The following is a 22,553-nucleotide window of genomic DNA, read 5'->3' as shown; positions in this document are numbered from 1 at the left end:
AGAAGCATGAAAGAGGCAAACGAATATGTAAGTCGCGACCCTACCTTATATGAGTATGCTTTTCTATGTCACGTTATGCTCATCTAATATACCGTATTTCTTTTTAAATCTTGTAAGAATCGTAATCCATGAAGTACTAAATAGTAATAAGAAAATAACATTCGAAATCGCATGGCTCAAATCAAAGTAAAAACTTGCGATATAATACGAAATGACAGTTTCCCACGTTGCTTCTCGTATAAAACCGAGAAGGCCCCAGAAATTCATAATCCAGCCAAATAAAAAGCCAACAATTACTCCGTAAAGAAGTCTTCCCCATAGCTTTTTCATAAAAAATGTATTACGAAGTAGACCTGCTATAAAACCAATCATGCCCCATGAAAACATTTGCCACGGTGTCCATGGACCTTGTCCTAAAAAAATATTGGATATGATTGCTGCTGTAGCACCAATCATAAAACCAGTTTCACTTCCAAATACAATTGCAGAAACGATAATGACAAAAGAAGTTGGTTGTACACTTGGTAAAATAGAAAATGGCACCCGGCTTACTGCTGCAATTGCCGCTAATACAGCAACGAGAACAATTTCACGTGAAACAAACGCCTTCCTTTCAAAACGGATATAGAAAGGTAACATAATAACAACTAATAAAAACAAACTACTTAACATGTAATAACCGTCCATAACAAGTGTCGTAAGAAGTAATGTGCCGATTATTACTGCAAAGATACATATTATAAATGCAACATATCGTTTGGACACGCTTCGTACACATCCTCCCACGTTAATGCATATGGTAATTCTTTTCGAATGAATCGATTAATAGATGTTGTATAAAAGAAGTTACCACTAAAAAATTCTTTCGGTGCATCATTCATAATGACTGTCCCATCAAATAACATCATACATTGATCCACGTATTTCGCTGCAAACTCAATATCATGCGTTGCCATTACAATTGTTGTACCTTCTTTTTGTAGCTTCCTAAATAGCTCTCCTACTCTTTCTTTCTTCCACGGATCTAGCCCCTTTGTCGGTTCATCCAGTAATAATAAAGTTGGCTTTGATAATAATGTCGTACATAACGCAAGTAATTGTTGCTCTCCTCCGCTACAATCGTGCGGATGGCGTTCTTTAAGCGAATACAACCAAAACTGTTTTAGCGTATCTTCTGCTATTTCTTTTCCTTGTTCTCCGTATAATTCACGTGCACGTTCATACACCTCATCCCACACTGTATCAAATGTAAAATGATAATATGGATGCTGCGATACATACCCAATACTTTTAAATCGTTCTTTCGAATCAATTTTATGTATCACTTTCCCATTCCACTTTACTTTCCCTCTTCTCACTTTTTGCAAACCAGCTAAAAGCGTTAACAGTGTAGACTTCCCTGTCCCATTCTTTCCAACGAGCGCTACCCATTTTCCTTTTTCAATCGAAACTGATAAATCACGTAAAATAAGCGGACTATTTTTTTCGTACTGGAACGAAATATGCTCTGCGCTTAAAATTACCTCTTGCTTTTCACTTTGTGCTATTAGCTCATTTACATATGATATCGCTGAAAAATTATTCATTTTCATTTGCGCCTCTCGCACCGTAAACGGAATATCTCTCACATTCCACTCTAAAAATAGCCTTGGAATTTGCGGAATAAATGGACGGAATGTTTCTACTCCCCACATATTCGTAATAACAGTTTTAGGACTACCATCATACATAATACAGCCATTATCCATACAAACAACGCGTGTTGCAAGCGGGATAACTTCATCTAAACGATGTTCACTTAAAATAATCGTAATTCCAAGTTCTTCATTAATCCGTTTTAATAATCCTAAAAACTCTTTTGCAGCAATTGGATCTAACTGCGCTGTCGGTTCATCTAATAATAGCAATTTCGGCTGCATAACTAATACCGCAGCTAAATTAACAAGTTGCTTTTGCCCACCAGATAACGTATGAACAGATTGATGCAATAAATCTTGAAATCCTAAAAAGCTAATAAGCTCTGCTATTCGTTTTTGAATAATATGTGATGGTAACCCAATATTTTCTAAAGAAAATGCTAATTCTTGAATAACTGTATCCATTACGAGTTGATTTTCTGGATTTTGAAATACCATACCAATTTCTTGAGCAGATAACAAATCAGGTACATTTTCTAATAAAGTACCATCATAATATGTATCCCCAGTACGCTTACCAATTGGAAGTAATTCTTTTTTAAAATGTTTTAATAAAGTCGTCTTCCCGGATCCTGATCCGCCGGCAAGTGCAATAAACTCTCCTTTTTGAACAGAAAAAGAAATATGCTGTAACGCTTTTTCGTTTTCATCAGCATATACAAATGATAAATTGTTTATTTCTGCATGCGCCACCATAACCATTCCCTTCCTTCCATTATAATTGGCAAACTAATAAACATCGTAAATACGATAAACATCATCCCATCGTATTGCTGAAATAAAATAGATTCGACTTTCGGATAAATGATTAACTTTCCTCCGCCATACGTACTACATATGATAGCAATTATAAATAGAATACTTAAATAACTGAGCGTATACCAATCTCGTTTTTCCATTCTATAGCGAATATATGTCGTACGTTTCGTTACACCAAATCCACGAGCTTGCATAGAATCTGCCGTTTGCAGTGCATCTTCCAATGAACAAATTAATAATACTTGCAGCAATTGCATACCATTTTTGACGCGTTCAATTATCGAACCTGAATCTACCTGCACACCTTTCGTCTTTTGAACGAGTGTGATTTTCTTTAATTGCCTTATAAACAAAGGAACAAATCTCACTGTAATCATCGTTAACAATGCAACTTTCGGTGAAATTCTTGAAAACAAATATAAAAATTTATGACTGGAAATAATATCATTGTATGACGCAAACGTAAACATAACTGCAACTAGTAATAACCCCATTACTATTCCAAACATAATCGCCTCAAGCTTAATACGGCTATCACCTAACCAAAATAATGTCGTTCGGCCTCTATGCGTTAATAACGAATTAAATAAAATGACCATAAAAAAGAAAATAATTGTGCTTGGTAACATCTTTCTTATCTTTTCGCTATTCCCTTGCATCACATTTAAAATAACAATTAATAGTATTGCTCCAATTAAAAAAAGAGGATGAAGACACATCATACATAGTATCATCACCCCGATATAATAGAAAAAATTCACAAAAGGATGTAAAGAAGAAAAACTTATTTTCATAGCCCTTTACCGAATGCCTTTCTTATTGTAATACGTATACCCACTCAATTGTATCTCCTGGTTTTACCGTAGCTACACCAGCACTATGGTTTGGAAAAGCACCGTTCACACGATATTTCCATCCACTAGTATCCGCAATATCTTTTTCATATAAATCATTAATACCTTTTACATAAATACTATCTCTAGATCCGCTTGCATCAACATCTAATCCTGTACGTTGCAATACTTTATACACTGTATCGCCTTCTTGTACATCCATCTTTTTCGCACCCATTATATATCCGTTATTTCCTTTTACCGAGATTGTTACTTGTTTTGCTTTAGGTACTGGTGGTACTGGTGGTGGTACTGGTGGTGGTACTGGTGGTGGCACTGGGTTTGGTGGTGGTACCGGTGTTGGTGGAGCTGGTACACTATTATTCTCTTCTGACTTTTTCTTTTGCTCCTGCTTCGGTGTTTCTTTCGGCTGATTCACAACCTTTGCTTCTTCTTTTACTTCTGGTGCTTTCGGTTGTTGTTTCTCTTCTTGTGCTTGTTGCTGCTCTGGTTGCTTATTTACAGCCGGCTGTTCTTTCGGTTGTTCCTGTTGTTTCTCTTCTTTCTTTACCTCTGGTTGTGCCTGCGGCTTTTCCTCTTTCGGCTTCTCTTCTACTTTTTGTTCTTGTTTCTCTTTCTGCTCTTCTTGCTGCTTTTGCTCTGATTCAGCTTGCTTTTCTTCTGTTTTTTCTTCCGGCTTCGCTTCATCTTTTTGTTCTTCTTGTTTCGCTACCTCTTCTTGCTTCGGTTCTACCTTCTTCTCAGGCTTTACAGCTGCCTCTTCACATCCGGCAAGTAGCCCGAGCGAAAGCAGTAAAGAAATGAACCATTTCACCTTACTCATCCTATCTCTCACCTTTCATACGAAAATTAGGAGCAAATAATTGCTCCTAATTTTTTGTTAAGCTGCTTTACGTCTCCATAATACATATGCAGAAGCAATACATAATACACCCATACCTACTTCTGTTGCTGCACTATGAGAAGATGCTCCTGTTTTTGGTAGACTGTTACCGTTTCCGATTTTTTTATTCTTAACCGGTTCGTTATCTACAACTACTTTTAGATTTTCATCTTTTGTTTCTTGTTGTACTTGGTCTTGTTCTTTCGGTTCTTCAGTAACTTCTTTTTCTACTACGTTATTTTCTAGTTCAACGACCTTTTCTGGCTCTTCAATCGGTTTTGGCTTAATTACATCACCAACGTCTACATTAGACCAATCATAAATAGATTTTCCCATTTCCTTAAATTGAAGTAATGCTAAAAGAGCCTGTTCTGTAGCCATTCCGTTACCATTTTGATCACTTGGTAACCATTTAAATTCACCATTTGAAAGTTGATATGATAATAGGTTTTGTATTGCCTTATGAAGACGGTTTTGATCTACATCTTTAACAAGCGATAATCCAATAATTGCTTGCGCAGTACTATTTGAATTTTCTTGTCCATCAGCTGAAAAACCACCATTTTGCAGCTGTTCGTTATATAAATAAGCAACAGCTTTTTGTATAGCTGGTTTCACATCTGATCGCTCTTGATAAGGAGCTAATGCTGATAAAACCATACCTGTTACATCAACGCTACTAGCACTATCTTTACTACCTGAACTATTATAAGTCCATCCACCGTCTGTATGCTGATTATTTAACAGTGCTTCCACTAGAGCAACTCTGTTCCATTTTGATTCAACTGGAATCTCATACTTCTTCGTATCAAATGCAAGTAAAGCAAATGCATAACCTGTAACAGAATTCACTTTATCTGACTCATACAATTTTTGAACTAAATTATGTCCACCTACATTTTTAGGGTCTGCATTCATTGCATTCATCATAATAATTGTTCTAGCTAAATCTGTCGCTGAAAAACGGTTAATACGCTTTTCTACTTTTTCAGTTACTGACTTAACATAATTTAATTTTGCCTCAATTGGCACATTCTTTCCAGAACGAGAAAGCGCTACAGCTACCCAGTCACTTTCAATTCCATCTTGTAACATCTTATCTGATGTTTTAGAAATGGCTTCGTTTAATTGTGCACTTGGATCTTGAATGTTCTCTTGCTGTGGTTGTTCTGTTTTTTTCCCATCTGGCGTTTTACCGTCTTGATCACCTTGGTTTTTCTCATCTGGCGTTTTACCGTCTTGGTCACCTTGGTTTTTTCCATCTGGTTTTTCACCGTCTTGGTCACCTTGATTTTTCCCATCTGGCGTTTTACCGTCTTGGTCGCCTTGGTTTTTCCCATCTGGCGTTTTATCATCTTGACCTTCTGATTTTGGTTCTTCTGTTTTGCCACCGTTAGGTTCTTCTGTTTTACAAGTCCCGAACTTATCTAACGTTTCTTTCAATGTTTCCTGGCTCATATTGCTCCAGTCTGAAACAAAACGGAATACAACAACATCACCAGACTCTAATTTATAACTATCTGCCCCAACTTGTGCAGATGTATCATTTACATCGTATGTCCAACCACTTGTAGCCCCGGCCATTAAGCCATCGATGCCTTTTACATATGTTCCAAACGACATCGTTTCAGATTCTACCTTGTCCCCCATGACCTTTTGCAGCAAACTTAAAGCTGTTTCCCCATCTTTAATTTGCTCTTCTTTCGGACATAACATAATGCCTTTTTGTGATTCCCCAATAATTGCAAGTTTTGCTGTATTTTCTTCAGCAAACGTAATATGTACTGTATTCGCAAAAGAAACAAATACAAGTGTCACTGCCATTAACGACGTAAGCAGCCACTTTTTCAACATTGCCATCCCAAAATTTCCTCCCTTACTACCATTTACACAAAAAAAGGCCCTTCAAGGGCGTGCGATTGACACTCTCTTTTTGTAAGTGTCGAACAAAAATGTACAACACCTCCTACCCGCATTATTCGCGGCTATATTTGTATAGGAAAAATAATTTTGTTTATGAACGTATCATTGTGATAACATTCACTTTTCTTGGCACAACTTACTTCCATTTAAGTTATCGTAAAACGATAAACCTATACATTCTGTAAACTTTAAATTTCTGTATTATTTTACTATTGACAAAGAATTTTGTCCATGCTTTATCGGATTTATTTTCTAAGAATCATAACTTATTAACTCTTAACTATGTAAACTCTTTTCACTAATAATGACGCCATCTTCATCCGCATAAACATATTCATTTGGATTCCAATCCACTTTTCCAAAGTGCAATGAAATATTTCGTTCTCCTTTTCCTTCTTTCACACTTCTATTTGGCATCGTTCCTAACGCTAAAATACCAATATTAATATTCTTTAGTTCGCTAGAATCACGAACATACCCATTCACAATAATTCCTGCTAACTTTCTTTCTTCCGCAATAGCTGCCAAATTATCACCGAGTAACGCACAATTAGTAGACGCTCCGCCATCAACAACTAATACTGTTCCTTCTGGTAATGTTTGCAATCCTTCCTGCACTAGTACATTATCATCTTTCACTTTTACAGTTGCAATTTTCCCGTGGAATTGTTCTTTCTTCCCAAAAGATCGAAAAGACTGACGACATATTTGTAATTCCTTTTCAAATTCATCACATAGATCCGTAGTTTTCCACATCTTATTCCCTCTCGTATATTAATATTTAAGCCCTATCTCAGGCTTAGTTTTTCTCTCTAATAAGAGTCCAGTAATAAAGAAAATACTTGGACGTCTCAAGATATTTCTAGATAATGGTCTTAGGATCATTTGGGACAATTCTGTATTCCCCTGTGGATTTACCACACGAAAAGAGTGTTTCTCAGTGAACGCGCGGGGCTCCCTACTCGCAGGCTGAGCAGCCTGATCCTCGAACCTAGATGTTAGTAGCTCTAGGGCGGCTTTCGATTCAGGACTAGCTCTTATACACGAGGTTGTTGGTCGGCGTACACACTAGAGATATCTCGAGACGTCCAAGCAATGATTCTAAATCGAAAGGAGGTCTCTTACGTGAGATTATTTGTTGGTCTAGATGTAAGTTCGTTTGATATGAAAGTTTGCTTTTTAAATGGTGAAGGAGAAAAGCTAGATTCTTTTTCAGTCAGTAATGACTTACCAGGTGCACAGGTACTTAAAGAACGATTATTACAGTGCACAACCAATCAAGAGGTTGAAACTTTAAAAATCGGCTTAGAATCTACATCTGTTTACAGTTTTCACCCATCCATGTTTCTCCATCATGACGAAGACTTAAAAAGATTTGGCACAAAGGTATTTCTTCTAAATCCAAAACAAGTCGCAAACTTCAAGAAAAGTTATTCAGACATGAATAAGACTGACGAAATTGATGCCTTTGTCATCGCTGATTATTTACGATTTGGGCGAAATCAAATGTCCATCGTGAAAGAAAGTCAATACGTGGCATTACAGCAATTAACAAGAGCTCGTTATCAACTCGTTAGAATGTTGACAAAGGAGAAACAACATTTTCTACAACACCTAAGTTATAAATGTAATACGTTCTCACAAGAAGTCGATTCTTCTATATTTGGTAACGCCATGATGGAATTGTTCCTTGAAAAATTCAGTCTAGAAGAGCTAGCTGACATGCCTTTAGAGGAACTCGCTGAGTTCCTACAGGAAAAGAGTAAAAATCGATTTGGTGACCCGAAATGTGTCGCATCAACCATTCAAAAGGCTGTTCGCACGTCGTACCGTTTAGATAAGGTGGTAGAAGACTCAATCGATATTCTTTTAGGAACATCAATCGAAATCATTCGTACCTATCAAAGACAAATTAAAGAACTAGAAAAATCTATTAAGCGGATCATGGCTGGATTAACGCAAACATTAGAATCCATTCCTGGAATCGGGCCTATATATGCCGCTGGTATTATCGCTGAAATTGGCCAAATCGAAAGATTTGACGATGAAACCAAAATCGCAAAATATGCCGGGTTATATTGGCGTACATACCAGTCTGGCCGGTTCACCGCTGAAAATACTTCATTATCTCGTAATGGGAATCATTACTTGCGGTATTACTTAGTTGAAGCCGCCAACTCTGTAAGAAAGCATGTATTGGAATACCAAGAATATTACGCAAAAAAGTATAATGAAGTACCAAAACATCAACACAAACGTGCACTCGTTCTAACCGCAAGAAAATTTGTGCGATTGGTGGATGCGCTACTACGTAATCACCAACTCTTTACGCCTGAAAGGTGTGTGAAAGTGTGACATAAAACTTGTCATCGCTACCTTTCAATCAATTCCAGTATTTTACATGCGGTGCTGGTCTAGTTTCGTGATGTCTTTTTTAAGCAATTTGTCCTTTGATAACTTCAAAATATATTATTTTTCAGTTGACATACTACCGCAGGTCTTTTCCTTTTTCTTTCTACATAACATATTCTTGGCTTATTTTCGTTTCCCTGTCTAACATTGCAATAATTTATATGTACGGGAAAGGATACAAAAACTATTGCCTTAAGAAGCCACCTTTATTATAATCTATTTCACGGATTAAATTCAGAATATTAAAAATTAACCAAGTGAAGAAGGAGGGATTTTATGCAAATACAAACTGAGGCAAAAAAACAACCTAGTAAACAAAAGTTTAAAATGCCTGATGCTTACGTACTACTATTTTTTATTGCCTTACTTTGCGCCATTGCTACGTATTTCGTTCCTGCTGGAGAATTTAAAAGGGTTACAAACGGGACCGTTACAACAACAATACCAGGTAGCTACCATTCTGTTCCGCAATCACCCGTAGGATTTGTTTCTTTTTTTACCGCTATTGAAAAAGGAATGACACTTGCTGCTCCTATTATCTTTCTAATTTTATTTACAGGTGGAGCCATTGCAATTCTTGAAAAAACAGGTGCCCTTGACGGTTTAATCTATCATGTTATTAACAAATTTCGTAATCAGCAATTACTTTTCATTTGTATCGTTGCTGCACTTTTTTCTATTCTTGGAACGACTGGCATTATCGTTAATTCAGTTATCGGTTTTATCCCCATCGGCATCATCGTTGCACGCACATTGAAATGGGACGCTATCGTCGGTGTAGCAATTATTTATTTAGGTACTTATGCTGGCTTTAATGCTACTATTTTATCTCCCTCACCTTTAGGCATTTCACAAAAGATTGCAGAACTTCCGATGTTTTCCGGAATTGGTTTACGCACCGCAATCTATATATCTTTTTTACTTGCCACTATCCTTTATATAAATTGGTATGTAAAGCGCTTGAAAAAATCGAATAAAGGAAGCATTCTTGGCGATAACTGGTTTCCAAGTAACGCTCTTTCAAGCGAAAAAGAAACAGAGAAAAAAGAAGTTCCTTGGACTATACGTCATAAATTAATTTTACTCGTTTCAGCTTTATCATTAATTGCATTTTTAATAGGCGCTTTTCGTCTACATTGGACGGACGCAGAAATGACCGCTACTTTTATTTTCATAGCAATTACAGCCGGAATAATAGGTGGCATGAAAGCAAACGATATCGCTTCTACTTTTCTAGCGGGCTGCCAAAATCTCATATATGGTGCTTTAATCGTTGGAATGGCTCGTTGTATTTCAGTCATTTTAGAACAAGGAAAATTGCTTGATACAATTGTTAACCAACTCGCACAAGCTCTCGAAGGACAAAGCCCTGTATTTGGTGTTATCGGTATGTACGTAAGTAGTGCCGCATTACATTTCCTTATTTCATCCGGGACAGGAGAATCGGTTATTTTTATTCCGATATTAGCTCCATTAGCTGATTTCATGCACATTACACGCCAAGTTACAGTACAGGCTGTTATGCTTGGAGAAGGTGTAGTCAACTGCTTAAATCCAACTTCCGGTGTTTTAATGGGCGTTCTCGCAGCAAGCGGCATTTCTTACGGCAAATGGATTCGATTCATGGCTCCACTTGCATTCATTTGGTTTATCATTGGACTTGTTTTTCTTATTATTGGGGTGAATATTGAGTGGGGACCGTACTAAAATACCCATATATACTTAACTTGATAAAATATCTATCCTATTCTCCTCTTCAATCCTATAAAAATCATTTATTCTAGTAAACATATAAGAAGGGATTGATCATAATGATCAATCCCTTTTATCAAAATATAATACCTTTAAAAATCTTAGTTCCAAATTTTATTTACCCATTCAGGATGATCAATAAAAGGATTGCGGTTATGTTGATATTTTGTAAAAATCACTTCATTACGCTTTCGCTCTAAATCATCGACCGGGTCTTGTTCATTCCATTTTAATAAAACAGATAGTTTCCCCATGTATGCATCTTTATTGTTATTCACTTTTTCATTTAGTTCTAAATCTATTTCGCCGTTGTCCCCCTCGTAACGAACAGCCATATAAAACAGCATTCTAGCAATATCTCCTTTTACACTATCACGAGGTTCCCAAGAATCACTATCATATTTACATTCTGTCGCTTCAGAATGATTTACACCACCGTTATCAAAATCCAGATTTCCACGTGAACTATTTACAGATACATCCGTCGCTCTTAAATGATGTAGATCTGTTCCAGGTCCTGCAGTCGTTCCAAAGTCACCGTGAGATTTTGCCCAAACATGCTCTCGGTTCCAGTTATTTACTCCTGATCCATTCGTAAGCTTCCCTTGCGAACGACCAGTATATAAGAGTAACACATTATTTTTATTATTTGGATCTTCATCAGTATCTCTTAGTGCTTCCCAAACCGCACTGTATGATAACTTTGTATGATTATCAATAATATTATGCAGTTCCTTCTTTAATTCTAACCCCGTTTTTCCTATTGCGTTATTATAATATGTATCGTCATAACTTTTTACAATAATCTCTTGTGCTGATGCAGGAGCTACTTCACCGTGTATAGTATCTGTGAATGATAGCGATGCAGAACCTAAAATAAAAAATGAAGATAGTGTAATCATAGCAATCTTTGTATTTCGAAACTTCATATACCCATTCCCCTCGTATATTAATATTTAAGCCCTATCTCAGGCTTAGTTTTTCTCTCTAATAAGAGTCCAGTAATAAAGAAAATACTTGGACGTCTCAAGATATTTCTAGATAATGGTCTTAGGATCATTTGGGACAATTCTGTATTCCCCTGTGGATTTACCACACGAAAAGAGTGTTTCTCAGTGAACGCGCGGGGCTCCCTACTCGCAGGCTGAGCAGCCTGATCCTCGAACCTAGATGTTAGTAGCTCTAGGGCGGCTTTCGATTCAGGACTAGCTCTTATACACGAGGTTGTTGGTCGGCGTACACACTAGAGATATCTCGAGACGTCCAAGCAATGATTCTAAATCGAAAGGAGGTCTCTTACGTGAGATTATTTGTTGGTCTAGATGTAAGTTCGTTTGATATGAAAGTTTGCTTTTTAAATGGTGAAGGAGAAAAGCTAGATTCTTTTTCAGTCAGTAATGACTTACCAGGTGCACAGGTACTTAAAGAACGATTATTACAGTGCACAACCAATCAAGAGGTTGAAACTTTAAAAATCGGCTTAGAATCTACATCTGTTTACAGTTTTCACCCATCCATGTTTCTCCATCATGACGAAGACTTAAAAAGATTTGGCACAAAGGTATTTCTTCTAAATCCAAAACAAGTCGCAAACTTCAAGAAAAGTTATTCAGACATGAATAAGACTGACGAAATTGATGCCTTTGTCATCGCTGATTATTTACGATTTGGGCGAAATCAAATGTCCATCGTGAAAGAAAGTCAATACGTGGCATTACAGCAATTAACAAGAGCTCGTTATCAACTCGTTAGAATGTTGACAAAGGAGAAACAACATTTTCTACAACACCTAAGTTATAAATGTAATACGTTCTCACAAGAAGTCGATTCTTCTATATTTGGTAACGCCATGATGGAATTGTTCCTTGAAAAATTCAGTCTAGAAGAGCTAGCTGACATGCCTTTAGAGGAACTCGCTGAGTTCCTACAGGAAAAGAGTAAAAATCGATTTGGTGACCCGAAATGTGTCGCATCAACCATTCAAAAGGCTGTTCGCACGTCGTACCGTTTAGATAAGGTGGTAGAAGACTCAATCGATATTCTTTTAGGAACATCAATCGAAATCATTCGTACCTATCAAAGACAAATTAAAGAACTAGAAAAATCTATTAAGCGGATCATGGCTGGATTAACGCAAACATTAGAATCCATTCCTGGAATCGGGCCTATATATGCCGCTGGTATTATCGCTGAAATTGGCCAAATCGAAAGATTTGACGATGAAACCAAAATCGCAAAATATGCCGGGTTATATTGGCGTACATACCAGTCTGGCCGGTTCACCGCTGAAAATACTTCATTATCTCGTAATGGGAATCATTACTTGCGGTATTACTTAGTTGAAGCCGCCAACTCTGTAAGAAAGCATGTATTGGAATACCAAGAATATTACGCAAAAAAGTATAATGAAGTACCAAAACATCAACACAAACGTGCACTCGTTCTAACCGCAAGAAAATTTGTGCGATTGGTGGATGCGCTACTACGTAATCACCAACTCTTTACGCCTGAAAGGTGTGTGAAAGTGTGACATAAAACTTGTCATCGCTACCTTTCAATCAATTCCAGTATTTTACATGCGGTGCTGGTCTAGTTTCGTGATGTCTTTTTTAAGCAATTTGTCCTTTGATAACTTCAAAATATATTATTTTTCAGTTGACATACTACCGCAGGTCTTTAAAATATAATTTGAAGCTATTCACTAAAAAGTGCTTTCTAACCCCCGAAACCTTTTAGAAATCCATACCCCTTTTCTGTTTATTTAATACACGACTCTATCCAGTCTGTATCACTTCTAAACTTTTTGTTTATTCACATTCCAAACAATTTCACTTTTTACATGGAATATCCTTCTCTTATAAAGATTATTAAAATATTCTTTACAATTAAAAAGTAGTTTAATATTAACTTATAAATTTAAATTTATTTATGCAATAATGCATATTTGATAAATACTTTAAAAAACAGTTTGAATAAAAAGCATTCAAAGAAAACCATGCCACAAAACAGATACAATCTAAGACAGAAATAATAAAAATCAAGATGATAGCTCGACTTTTCCCTTTTCTATAACTGGCTTTATTTTTGTGTAAAACCTTTCTTTCTCTGAATAATACGTACAAAAATAGATTGGATACCATGTAGGCACCAATCTATTTTAATTAAAGAAACTGTGTCAATTCTGAGTTCACAACACGTTGTGCAGTAATGATAACACTGTCAGCTGTTAGTCCATAAACACTATATAGTCCACCAGGTTGATTAGGAACAATTTGAACTTCATATTCAAATGCTTGTCCAAAAGCAGGATGAACTAAACTTAGAGTTGCAAAAGTAGAAGCATTAGAATTCACATTGAAGTTTACCTGTTCAATTAATACTAATGAACCGTCAAGTCTAAAAACTCTAGCTACTCCAGTAAGTGGGCCCGCAGTACGGTTAAGGATCTTTACCCTAACTCTATTTGCATTAGCAGGTTGATTTCCTACGTTTTCAATTGGTCCTGTAGTAAGTGCCATATAACATCACCCCCATTATATTATTATGATATTCAACGGTATATATTGACGTTATAGTTTAATTACCCAATTTATTTTAAATAAAAAAGCTTGTTTCTTATATTTTCTATAAGAAACAAGCTTTTTTTTTCAACTACCATTCCTAAGACAAGTTTATCCGTCTCGAAAACATTTACAGTTACTTGACGTTTATGCTGGAGCAGAACTACTACTATTTACTTTGCATTGAATCTATATATTTTTTAACTACTTCATATACATATTCTTGATTTGCGGCTGCTGTATTTGGGTTATATTTCCCGCCGTTTGTTTTATTATTAGATAATACTCGAATCCCTAAAAATGGGACATCATAAGCTTTCGCGATTTGAGCTGCAGCAGCTCCTTCCATTTCTTCTACAGATGTACCGTATTTTGTATGGAACCACTTAATTCTATCTACTTCATTATTCCAAAGGTCTGCTGAGCCTATAGTACCTTCAACCACTTTACCTTTTGTATATTTATCTTTTACCGCATTAGCTGCTGCAAGTAAATCCTTATCTCCTTCGTAGTATCGGATTTTCTCAGCATTTGGATCTTCTCCTGCACTTCCTTCAGAAGCCATTAAGTCCATAGATATCCATTTTGTCGGCTCAATTCCTTGATTCTCATCCATATTTGTTGTTTTTAATGAACCTATATTTGCAACTTGTTTTCCTAATACAATATCAAATACATTTAAATTTGGATCATGTCCACCTGATGTTCCTTGGTTAATAATTGCTGTAGGTTTATATTTTTCAATAGCCACCGCTGTAGCAGCTGCTGTATTCTCCATTCCTTTACCTGTTTTCGCAACGATTACAGGATAATTGTCGACAGTTCCTTTATAAAATACAAAAGTTCCAGACTTTTCTTCTTTCACATTTTTTAGCCTTTTCGCAAACTTTTCTGCTTCTATCGGCATTGGCCCTTGAATTAAGATAGGTTTTTGATTGCTTTTTTCCTCAACTTGTTTCGGACTCGCATTACATCCCGCAAGTATCGAGAATGACAATGCAACAGTAGTTACTAGGGCAGCACATTTTTTCAACGTATTCTTCTTCATAAATAATCTCTCCTCTTTCTCTTGTTGTGTTTTCTATACTCGATGCTTTTGGTCCAAACAAAAAAGTTCTAGAAATTGTAGAAGAATCTCTACTTTCTAGAACTACGGTAGTCAAAGTTAATTGAGCAAAAGATAAAACAAATGCCAAATTATAGATCGGTAGCGCTCATTAGCATAGAACGGCCGAATACTTTAACCCGTAGTCCAGTTCTTTCATTGGGAACTAGGTAGAAACGCTCGGACCATATTACCGAGTATATACGAGTGATGTTATTCAAAATTATTATATGGATAATATAACAAACTATTAGTGTGCGCGCAATTAAAACATGAACATTTTTCGTTAATTTTTTAAAAATGTTCGTTTTTAAAGATAAATCCGATGAAAAAATAACCTTCCCAAATAACTTACATCGTAAAAAAATTATATACTAAACTAGTTTATCCTACAGCAATCGTTAATGAAAATCTTCCTAAAATAAAAAGAAGTCCTATAAAACTAGAACTTCTTTTTATATGTATATTTACTTCGTTACCTCTCCAAACTGCGCTCTCGTCACTTTCGCCAAGTCATCCACTTTCAGCTCAATTTGTATACCAATCTTCCCGCCACTTACGATCATCGTTTCAAGTGATTGGGCGCTTTCATCGATACATGTAGAAAATAACTTCTTCATTCCGACTGGTGAACAACCACCGCGAATGTATCCTGACACTTTCGTAATATCTTTTACAGGAATCATTTCAATCTTCTTTTCACTTACTGCTTTTGCGGCAGCTTTTAAATTTAATTCCTCATCTACTGGGATGATAAACACATGATAATTTTTACTATTTCCTTGAGCGATTAACGTTTTATATACTTCTCTCACTTCTCGTCCAATTTTCTCGGCTACTGATACGCCATCAATTTTCCCATCGTCTGGATCATATGACATCATCGAATATTCGATCTTTTCTTTATCTAATATTCGCATCGCATTTGTTTTATCTTTTTTCATAACGTTCTCCTTAAAAGGTTATTTCATATTATTAAGTTTTATTATACACCCTTTTCCATTTCTCCTACATAACTTCACGTATATTTCAAAACTAAAAATATTGATAATTCAAAAATCATCTGATATAATTTGGAAAAACTTACGTTAAGGAGAGATTTGCAATGCGAAATTTTAATACTTCTTTCCAACTTCATCATCATACGTAACGCCGTGTATCCGAAGAAAAATTTTTCTTCGTGGGTACAGGGCTTTTCCTGTTGACCCACGAAGCGTTCATAAAGCTATGTGGGTATTTTTATACCTGCATAGCTTTTTTTAATTAAAAAAAGGAGTGATTACAATGGAAATGAAAAATGTAAAAGGAACGAAAGACTATTTACCAGAGGAGCAAGTGCTGCGAAATAAAATTAAAAGAACTTGCGAAGATACATTTGAACGATACGGATGCAAACCGTTAGAGACACCAATGTTAAATATGTATGAGCTTATGTCTTACAAGTACGGTGGTGGCGATGAAATATTAAAAGAAATATATACACTTCAGGATCAAGGAAAACGTGACCTTGCCTTACGATACGATTTAACTATTCCATTCGCAAAAGTCGTGGCAATGAATCCGAACATCCGCCTTCCGTTTAAACGTTATGAAATTGGGAAAGTATTTCGAGATGGGCCAATTAAACAAGGAAGATTTCGTGAATTTATACAATGCGACGTTGATATAGTCGGTGTAGAATCAGTCATGGCTGAAGCGGAACTCATGAGCATGGCGTTTGAGCTGTTCCGAACATTAAACTTAGAGATAACGATCCAATATAATAACCGAAAACTGTTAAATGGTATTCTTCAGGCCATTAACATCCCTACTGAATTAACAAGTGACGTCATTTTATCATTAGACAAAATCGAAAAGATTGGGATTGATGGTGTACGAAAAGATGTATTAGAGCGCGGAATTTCTGAAGAAATGGCTGATACAATATGTAATACTGTATTATCTTGTCTAAAGCTTTCAATTGATGACTTTAAAGACGCTTTCAATACTCCAATCGTTGCCGATGGAGTAAACGAATTGCAACAATTACAGCAATATTTAATCGCTCTTGGAATAAATGAAAATGCTATATTCAATCCGTTTTTAGCGCGAGGACTTACAATGTACACAGGCACCGTATATGAAATCTTTTTAAAAGATGGATCGATTACATCTAGCATCGGTAGCGGCGGTCGATACGATAATATTATTGGGGCATTCCGTGGCGATAATATTAGCTATCCAACAGTCGGTATTTCATTCGGTTTAGACGTTATTTATACAGCACTCTCACAGAAAGAAACGATATCATCTACAGCGGATGTATTTATCATCTCACTCGGGACAGAATTACAATGCTTACAAATTGCCCAGCAATTACGTTCTACCGCTTCCTTAAAAGTCGAACTCGAACTAGCAGGACGCAAATTAAAACGTGCTCTTAATTATGCCAATAAAGAGAATATCCCTTACGTGCTTATTATTGGTGAAGAAGAACTTAGTACAGAAACCGTTATGCTGCGGAATATGAAGGAAGGTAGTGAGATAATATGAAGTGACCTCCTAGATTATCAAGTCAGGGATTTTAACCCATAATAATGAATGAAAACATTATGAATGGGGTTATACCCTATGATAATAGGAGGCCACTATGGAAAATATAATATATATTGGGATGGATGTCCACAAGGAAAGTTTTAGCTTATGTGCACTACACGGAACAACTGGGGAAATTGTAAGAGAAGCACGATGTGCTTCAAATGTATCTCTCGTAAAAAAATTCGTTGAGAAACTGAAAACAAAATATGGTGAAGATATAAAAATTAAAGCTGGATATGAGGCTGGTTGTTTAGGGTATTCACTTCATAATCTTCTTGAACAAAATGGAATTGATTGTGATATTTTAGCTCCCACAACAATGTACAGTTCATCAAAAAACAAAATGGTGAAAAATGATAAATTCGATGCCAAAATGATTGCTCTTAATTTAGCAAATGGCACCTATAAAGAAGTATATGTTCCAGAAGAAGAGGATGTTGCCGTGAAAGAGTATATCCGCATGTTAGGTGATTTTAAAACATCTTTGAAAAAAATAAAACAACAGATAAAAGCATTCCTTTTAAGACATGGCTATGTGTATGAAGGGAAATCAAGCTGGACAATCGCTTATATGAAATGGTTAAAGAATCTTGATCTACAAGGATTATTCAAAGAAACGTTAGGCGAATACCTATTACAGTATGATGTTCTAGTCGATAAAATTGAGCGGTTCAGTTTGAGATTAGAAGAATTATCTCATCGTGAAAGGTACGAAGAACCAATCGCAAAGTTAAGATGCTTAAAAGGTATAGATACAACATCGGCAATGACTGTTCATGTGGAAATTGCAGACTTCACTCGTTTTCCCACGGCTAAAGCATTTATGGCTTATGTAGGATTGACGCCAAGCGAAAGCTCAAGTGGAGAGAAAATCAGTCGACGTTCGATTACAAAACAAGGAAATTCGACCGTTAGGTCTACTCTTGTAGAATGTGCAAATGCGTTGGTAAAAGGAGCAATCGGATTAAAATCGAAGCGAGTGAAAGCAAGACAAAAAGGGCAACGAAGCGAAGTGATTGCTTATGCGGATCAGGCTGTAGAAAGGTTACAAAGAAAATATTATCGCATGATATATCAAGGGAAGCCTAGAAATGTTGCCGTTACAGCTATCGCAAGAGAACTGGGGTGTTTTATATGGGGATTAGAAACAGGTAAAATTCACCGAAAATAAAGAGGGAAGGATATGAAGTTGATTGATTCATAGTTAGAAATCAAAGGTATCAATTGATGGCATAGATGAGCTTCAGAGATAGTGAATTACAGGTCTGGCTATCTATGACTCACCTCTTCTGGCATGGCTGAAATTCTGATAAACAAGCTATTTATTAGAATTTGAAAAGGTGTGATCCACGCAGTGAGATTATAAGAGCCTAACGACGAACCATTAACCTGAGGTAACCAATCCACGAATAACAGAGTGGTTAACTGTCGATAGATCTTATTTCTGAAGCTTTTGTATGCCATCAAGAAAAATATTATGGGTGAAAAACTATTGACAAAGGTCACTTCATAACAGGTGAAGGTTCCCCTTTCTTCTTTAAGTAGTTATTTATAATACGAACCACCCTCGTTTGGGTGGTTTTTCTATTTTATAGATAAGGAAACAATTAGTTAACATAAAATAATTATATTATACTAAAAACCACAAGTGTTCAATATCCAATCACCTACCTTTTTTGGTAATATATAGATATTAATTATTTTAGGAGGATTTACTTTGAAAACTTACATATAAGCACTAAAGTGGCCTACAGGGATCTATCATCTTTTATTACTTCCTTGCTATTATATATTTCCAAGTCTTGTTAACCTAGATGGGATACCTTTACTACTATTGATTGCTTTACATATCACTACTATTTTATTAGCTAAAAAAGCAGGCATGAATACGTACGCTCATTATATAGGTATTATCGTTACTCTAGTTGCCTTCTTTCCTTATATAGAAATCCTTCTACATATGATAGCAGCCATCTTCCTTTTATTAGATGCTGCTTCTACGAATGCAAAAGAAGTTTATGATTCATAGATGGATAAAATGAAATTTTAATCCATTGAGTTTTGAAATAGGTCAGCAAAAAAGATTTACTTTTTAAGTAAACCTTTTTTCATTTTTAATTACTTTCCTTACTCCAGACTAATAAAAGAATATTCTGTTTAATTTTTATAAATTTCTAAATATTTATAATACATTCAAATTAACATACATTTTAGTTATGTAAAAAATCTAAGTTTTAAGGAGATGAATCCATGCTGAAAAAGTTGGTAGCAGGTGCATTATTAACTGTTTCGTCGTTAACTGGAGGACTGGGGTCAGTATCAGCTAGTACCGAAAAGGATTATTCGATTAGCTCTTTTGAATATGTAACTGTAGATGAAAAGACTGTAGATTCGTTTAACAAATTGGGTGCTCCATCTAAGGAAGACGTAAAAATAACTGTAGTTCTACCGAAACAAAATCAAAATGGAGACTGGTTATCTTATGGATTTTCGAACAAAGAAAGTTTAGATTCTTTTATTGAAAAAGACAAACAAAGGTTGAATAATACAATCAATCCCCTTGGTGTTGGAGGGAGCGGACCTAATAGTACAGATTTCTATGAACATGCAAATAAAGGTGGCGAGTATTTTTCTCTTAGTAGCGGTTTTAAAAATTTGCCTCCTAATTGGCAAAATAGAATTTCTTCTGTAAGTACAGCATCCCCTACTGCTAGCTATTCGACAACACTATGGGATCGTACTTCAACTGAAGGATATGGTAAAGGTATCGTCTTCAAACACTCTGATTGGTATGGTAAAACTGTAAACTTGAATGACTTTGCAATTTCAGCAGTTGAAGTTAAAAAGTAAAAACATAGAAATAAAGTGAAACTTTAATCAGTGGGGGTTTTGTTCATCCCCCACCTAACTTCTTTGCTTCCACTGAATTTTGAGGTGGGGATCTTACTGCCCGTTAATGCGGGATAAAAGGTGTCTTTACGTATGGAAAACACCTTTTATTTCTACAACTCTTAACTATTATTTTTCGTATTCCTACTTTCCAAAACTTTCTCCATATTATGAGTCGCCCATTCCATCATTAATAGAATCATTGGACGTAGTGATTCACCAAGCTCAGTTAACGAATATTCTACTTTAGGTGGAACTTCACGGTATACTTCACGATGGATGATGCCGTCTGCTTCAAGTTCTCTCAGCTGCAGTGTTAACATTCTTTGTGTGATATTAGGTTTTAATCTTTTTAATTCATTAAACCGCTTTGTACCATCTAATAAATGATACAAAATAACCCCTTTCCATTTTCCACCAATAACCTCAACCATAGCTTCAACTGGACAAGAATATTTATTTAGAAATGGGTAATTTATATTATTTTCATTCGAACAATCCATCATAACTCCTTTCCCTTACCAATAGTATCTTTTTTGATACTATAACACAAAAATGTGCGTACTTGTGTCTATGTTACTTTAAAAATATAATTTACTTACAAAATAAATTAACGAAAAGAGGAACTTTTATGACAAATACAAAAGAAATTACAAAAGAGAAAATTATGGAGGCTTTTCATTTCAGACATGCATGTAAAGAGTTCGATCCTATACACAAAATTTCAGAAGAGGATTTTAAATTCATTTTAGAAACAGGCAGATTATCTCCTTCTTCTTTTGGATATGAGCCTTGGAAATTTATTGTCGTACAAAATAAAGAATTAAGAGAAAAACTACAACCGTATTCATGGGGCGCTGGTGGGCAACTTGCAACAGCAAGCCACTTCGTCATTGTTCTTTCAAGAAACATTAAAGATATGCACTATGATGCAGAGTATATTAAATATATGATGAACGATATTATTGGATTGCCTGAAGACACTCAAAAAATTAGATATGAATTCTTCAAAAAGTTCCAGGAAACAGATTTTAACTTATTACAATCCGATCGTGCTGTATTTGATTGGGCATCTAAACAAACTTATATTGCTTTAGGTAATATGATGACGAGCGCAGCTCAAATCGGTATTGATTCTTGTCCAATAGAAGGATTTGATAAAGAGGAAGTAGATTCTTTACTTCGTCAAGAAGGCATTATACAAGGCGATAACTTTGAAGCATCAGTTATGGTTGCCTTTGGTTACCGTAAAGAAGAGCCAAAGCGTGATAAAACAAGACAGACTATGGATACAATTGTTGAATGGATTAAGTAATATAGCACACACAAATAATGCTCCTAATAGCTGGATACTTATACTAAAGAACTATCAGTCGTTTTTCTTATGTATGAATTTGATTTTTCATGGAAAGATATATTAGTATGTATACAGTTTGAGCGCTCTATTTTTTAGAGTCGAACAGGAGGAGAATGAATATGTCTGATATTGAAGTTGGCGAAGTGTTTACTCTTAGTGATGAGAATAACGAAGAGCAAGAAGTAGAAGTACTTGGAGCGATGGATGTCGAAGGCGCAGAATATATTGCAGTTGCCTTTGTTGAAGATATCCAAACAGAAACTGAGGAAGACATTGATATTTTCTTTTTAAAAGTAGAAGAAGATAATGAGTTTTCATACATTGAAAATGATGAAGAGTTTGATAAAGTATCTGCTGCGTTTGAAAAGATTTTGGATGAGCAAGAGCAAGAATAGTATGAATGAAAAACATGAGGGCGGATGCATATCCGCCCTCTTTTTATTTATTACTCATCCAGAGACTCACGCAGTAATTGCAGTACATCTTTCATCGCAAAAGGTCCATCTTTTTTAACATGCTTCGCGAATTCTGAAACGAGACGTAATGTTCTCACACTTTCGATTGGATGTTCTCCTGATGCACTTTCAGCTGAAAGCATAACTGCATTCGTCCCGTCCAGTACAGCTTGAAACACATCAGTCACCTCTGCTCTTGTTGGAATAGAATGATCTACCATAGATTGAAGCATTTGTGTTGCTGTAATAACATATGTATTCGTTCGATTACATTCACGAATCATCATTTTCTGTAAAAGACCTGCGGTAGTATGTCAACTGAAAAATAAT

20 protein-coding genes, 1 pseudogene and 1 riboswitch are annotated in these 22,553 nt (G+C 35.8%); of the genes and pseudogenes, 9 read left to right on the top strand and 12 right to left on the bottom strand.

All coding sequences use genetic code 11. The features are described 5' to 3' along the window. Positions 1–63 precede the first annotated feature (63 nt). The 6 genes from MHI28_RS00265 to rraA form a co-directional block, all read right to left on the bottom strand. Positions 64–765 carry an ECF transporter S component gene (locus MHI28_RS00265; RefSeq protein WP_000044909.1) on the bottom strand — a complete coding sequence of 234 codons (702 nt, stop codon included), beginning with the start codon at positions 763–765 and terminating at the stop codon, positions 64–66. After that, the gene (locus MHI28_RS00260) at positions 738–2,399 is read right to left on the bottom strand and encodes an ABC transporter ATP-binding protein (RefSeq protein WP_142287143.1); all 1,662 of its coding nucleotides are present in this window, start codon (positions 2,397–2,399) and stop codon (positions 738–740) included. Before MHI28_RS00260 ends, MHI28_RS00265 begins: the two co-directional genes overlap by 28 nt. Continuing rightward, the gene (locus MHI28_RS00255) at positions 2,372–3,250 is read right to left on the bottom strand and encodes an energy-coupling factor transporter transmembrane component T (protein ID WP_002162724.1); all 879 of its coding nucleotides are present in this window, start codon (positions 3,248–3,250) and stop codon (positions 2,372–2,374) included. Before MHI28_RS00255 ends, MHI28_RS00260 begins: the two co-directional genes overlap by 28 nt. Before the next feature lie 22 nt (positions 3,251–3,272). Further along, positions 3,273–4,133: a DUF4430 domain-containing protein gene (locus tag MHI28_RS00250; RefSeq protein ID WP_340827538.1), complete on the bottom strand. Its 861-nt coding sequence runs from the start codon at positions 4,131–4,133 to the stop codon at positions 3,273–3,275. Between the two features lie 57 nt (positions 4,134–4,190). Then, complete coding sequence (locus tag MHI28_RS00245; RefSeq protein ID WP_001241067.1) at positions 4,191–6,053, bottom strand: DUF4430 domain-containing protein; 1,863 nt, start codon at positions 6,051–6,053, stop codon at positions 4,191–4,193. A gap of 339 nt (positions 6,054–6,392) precedes the next feature. Continuing rightward, positions 6,393–6,872 (bottom strand): ribonuclease E activity regulator RraA, encoded by a 480-nt coding sequence (gene rraA, locus MHI28_RS00240; RefSeq protein ID WP_000266045.1) that lies wholly within the window; start codon positions 6,870–6,872, stop codon positions 6,393–6,395. 369 nt (positions 6,873–7,241) lie between these two features. Here rraA and MHI28_RS00235 point away from each other — a divergent pair, with 369 nt between their 5' ends. Together MHI28_RS00235 and MHI28_RS00230 are read left to right on the top strand one after the other, a co-directional pair. Next, entirely contained in the window at positions 7,242–8,471 is a 1,230-nt protein-coding gene (locus tag MHI28_RS00235; protein ID WP_100909797.1) for an IS110 family transposase, read from the top strand. Between the two features lie 333 nt (positions 8,472–8,804). After that, the gene (locus tag MHI28_RS00230; protein WP_001166977.1) at positions 8,805–10,235 is read left to right on the top strand and encodes a YfcC family protein; all 1,431 of its coding nucleotides are present in this window, start codon (positions 8,805–8,807) and stop codon (positions 10,233–10,235) included. A 146-nt stretch (positions 10,236–10,381) separates the two neighbouring features. Here the strand turns inward: MHI28_RS00230 and MHI28_RS00225 are convergent, their stop codons facing one another. Continuing rightward, positions 10,382–11,209: an endonuclease I family protein gene (locus MHI28_RS00225; protein WP_000672181.1), complete on the bottom strand. Its 828-nt coding sequence runs from the start codon at positions 11,207–11,209 to the stop codon at positions 10,382–10,384. A gap of 371 nt (positions 11,210–11,580) precedes the next feature. Here MHI28_RS00225 and MHI28_RS00220 point away from each other — a divergent pair, with 371 nt between their 5' ends. Further along, positions 11,581–12,810: an IS110 family transposase gene (locus MHI28_RS00220; protein ID WP_100909797.1), complete on the top strand. Its 1,230-nt coding sequence runs from the start codon at positions 11,581–11,583 to the stop codon at positions 12,808–12,810. A gap of 631 nt (positions 12,811–13,441) precedes the next feature. Here MHI28_RS00220 and MHI28_RS00215 read toward each other — a convergent pair. From MHI28_RS00215 to ybaK, 3 genes are all read right to left on the bottom strand, one after another. Continuing rightward, a complete protein-coding gene (locus MHI28_RS00215; RefSeq protein WP_001229421.1) occupies positions 13,442–13,798 on the bottom strand; it encodes a hypothetical protein in 357 nt (118 codons plus the stop codon). A gap of 211 nt (positions 13,799–14,009) precedes the next feature. Beyond that, on the bottom strand, positions 14,010–14,888 hold the full coding sequence (locus tag MHI28_RS00210; protein WP_000742457.1) for a 5'-methylthioadenosine/S-adenosylhomocysteine nucleosidase: 879 nt from the start codon (positions 14,886–14,888) through the stop codon (positions 14,010–14,012). A gap of 180 nt (positions 14,889–15,068) precedes the next feature. Next, a riboswitch (purine riboswitch) is annotated at positions 15,069–15,172 on the bottom strand. Positions 15,173–15,412: 240 nt separating this feature from the next. Further along, entirely contained in the window at positions 15,413–15,889 is a 477-nt protein-coding gene (ybaK, locus tag MHI28_RS00205) for a Cys-tRNA(Pro) deacylase (protein ID WP_000710860.1), read from the bottom strand. Between the two features lie 340 nt (positions 15,890–16,229). Between ybaK and MHI28_RS00200 the strand changes: the two genes are divergently transcribed. The 4 genes from MHI28_RS00200 (at position 16,230) to MHI28_RS00185 (ending at position 20,372) form a co-directional block, all read left to right on the top strand. After that, positions 16,230–17,477: a histidine--tRNA ligase gene (locus MHI28_RS00200; RefSeq protein WP_340827536.1), complete on the top strand. Its 1,248-nt coding sequence runs from the start codon at positions 16,230–16,232 to the stop codon at positions 17,475–17,477. 97 nt (positions 17,478–17,574) lie between these two features. Continuing rightward, positions 17,575–18,693, top strand: a complete 1,119-nt coding sequence (locus MHI28_RS00195) for an IS110 family transposase (protein WP_277548338.1) — start codon at positions 17,575–17,577, stop codon at positions 18,691–18,693. A gap of 585 nt (positions 18,694–19,278) precedes the next feature. After that, positions 19,279–19,551: a hypothetical protein gene (locus MHI28_RS00190; protein WP_080598387.1), complete on the top strand. Its 273-nt coding sequence runs from the start codon at positions 19,279–19,281 to the stop codon at positions 19,549–19,551. Positions 19,552–19,772: 221 nt separating this feature from the next. After that, positions 19,773–20,372: a hypothetical protein gene (locus MHI28_RS00185; RefSeq protein ID WP_000914419.1), complete on the top strand. Its 600-nt coding sequence runs from the start codon at positions 19,773–19,775 to the stop codon at positions 20,370–20,372. A 161-nt stretch (positions 20,373–20,533) separates the two neighbouring features. Here the strand turns inward: MHI28_RS00185 and MHI28_RS00180 are convergent, their stop codons facing one another. Further along, positions 20,534–20,914 carry a winged helix-turn-helix transcriptional regulator gene (locus MHI28_RS00180; RefSeq protein ID WP_000340656.1) on the bottom strand — a complete coding sequence of 127 codons (381 nt, stop codon included), beginning with the start codon at positions 20,912–20,914 and terminating at the stop codon, positions 20,534–20,536. A 128-nt stretch (positions 20,915–21,042) separates the two neighbouring features. Between MHI28_RS00180 and MHI28_RS00175 the strand changes: the two genes are divergently transcribed. After that, positions 21,043–21,726 carry an NAD(P)H-dependent oxidoreductase gene (locus MHI28_RS00175; RefSeq protein ID WP_000185604.1) on the top strand — a complete coding sequence of 228 codons (684 nt, stop codon included), beginning with the start codon at positions 21,043–21,045 and terminating at the stop codon, positions 21,724–21,726. A gap of 155 nt (positions 21,727–21,881) precedes the next feature. Beyond that, complete coding sequence (locus tag MHI28_RS00170; RefSeq protein ID WP_002005464.1) at positions 21,882–22,163, top strand: DUF1292 domain-containing protein; 282 nt, start codon at positions 21,882–21,884, stop codon at positions 22,161–22,163. 50 nt (positions 22,164–22,213) lie between these two features. Here MHI28_RS00170 and MHI28_RS00165 read toward each other — a convergent pair. Further along, positions 22,214–22,522: pseudogene (locus tag MHI28_RS00165) on the bottom strand (pyruvate kinase); the annotation flags it as partial. Positions 22,523–22,553: the final 31 nt, after the last annotated feature.

The organism is Bacillus sp. FSL K6-0268, assembly GCF_038005425.1.
GTDB lineage: Bacteria > Bacillota > Bacilli > Bacillales > Bacillaceae_G > Bacillus_A > Bacillus_A thuringiensis_S.
Note: the sequence above shows the minus strand (reverse complement) of the source record. Positions and strands in the feature narration are given on the sequence as shown.

Excerpts from the sequence above, each read along its gene's own strand:
- MHI28_RS00255 (WP_002162724.1), bottom strand. The coding sequence starts at position 3,250 with ATGAAAATAAGTTTTTCTTCTTTACATCCTTTTGTGAATTTTTTCTAT.
- MHI28_RS00230 (WP_001166977.1), top strand. The coding sequence starts at position 8,805 with ATGCAAATACAAACTGAGGCAAAAAAACAACCTAGTAAACAAAAGTTT.
- MHI28_RS00210 (WP_000742457.1), bottom strand. The coding sequence starts at position 14,888 with ATGAAGAAGAATACGTTGAAAAAATGTGCTGCCCTAGTAACTACTGTT.
- MHI28_RS00215 (WP_001229421.1), bottom strand. The coding sequence starts at position 13,798 with ATGGCACTTACTACAGGACCAATTGAAAACGTAGGAAATCAACCTGCT.
- ybaK (WP_000710860.1), bottom strand. The coding sequence starts at position 15,889 with ATGAAAAAAGATAAAACAAATGCGATGCGAATATTAGATAAAGAAAAG.
- MHI28_RS00225 (WP_000672181.1), bottom strand. The coding sequence starts at position 11,209 with ATGAAGTTTCGAAATACAAAGATTGCTATGATTACACTATCTTCATTT.
- MHI28_RS00200 (WP_340827536.1), top strand. The coding sequence starts at position 16,230 with ATGGAAATGAAAAATGTAAAAGGAACGAAAGACTATTTACCAGAGGAG.
- MHI28_RS00195 (WP_277548338.1), top strand. The coding sequence starts at position 17,575 with ATGGAAAATATAATATATATTGGGATGGATGTCCACAAGGAAAGTTTT.
- MHI28_RS00250 (WP_340827538.1), bottom strand. The coding sequence starts at position 4,133 with ATGAGTAAGGTGAAATGGTTCATTTCTTTACTGCTTTCGCTCGGGCTA.
- rraA (WP_000266045.1), bottom strand. The coding sequence starts at position 6,872 with ATGTGGAAAACTACGGATCTATGTGATGAATTTGAAAAGGAATTACAA.
- MHI28_RS00175 (WP_000185604.1), top strand. The coding sequence starts at position 21,043 with ATGACAAATACAAAAGAAATTACAAAAGAGAAAATTATGGAGGCTTTT.
- MHI28_RS00185 (WP_000914419.1), top strand. The coding sequence starts at position 19,773 with ATGCTGAAAAAGTTGGTAGCAGGTGCATTATTAACTGTTTCGTCGTTA.
- MHI28_RS00180 (WP_000340656.1), bottom strand. The coding sequence starts at position 20,914 with ATGGATTGTTCGAATGAAAATAATATAAATTACCCATTTCTAAATAAA.
- MHI28_RS00260 (WP_142287143.1), bottom strand. The coding sequence starts at position 2,399 with ATGGTTATGGTGGCGCATGCAGAAATAAACAATTTATCATTTGTATAT.
- MHI28_RS00245 (WP_001241067.1), bottom strand. The coding sequence starts at position 6,053 with ATGGCAATGTTGAAAAAGTGGCTGCTTACGTCGTTAATGGCAGTGACA.
- MHI28_RS00170 (WP_002005464.1), top strand. The coding sequence starts at position 21,882 with ATGAATATGTCTGATATTGAAGTTGGCGAAGTGTTTACTCTTAGTGAT.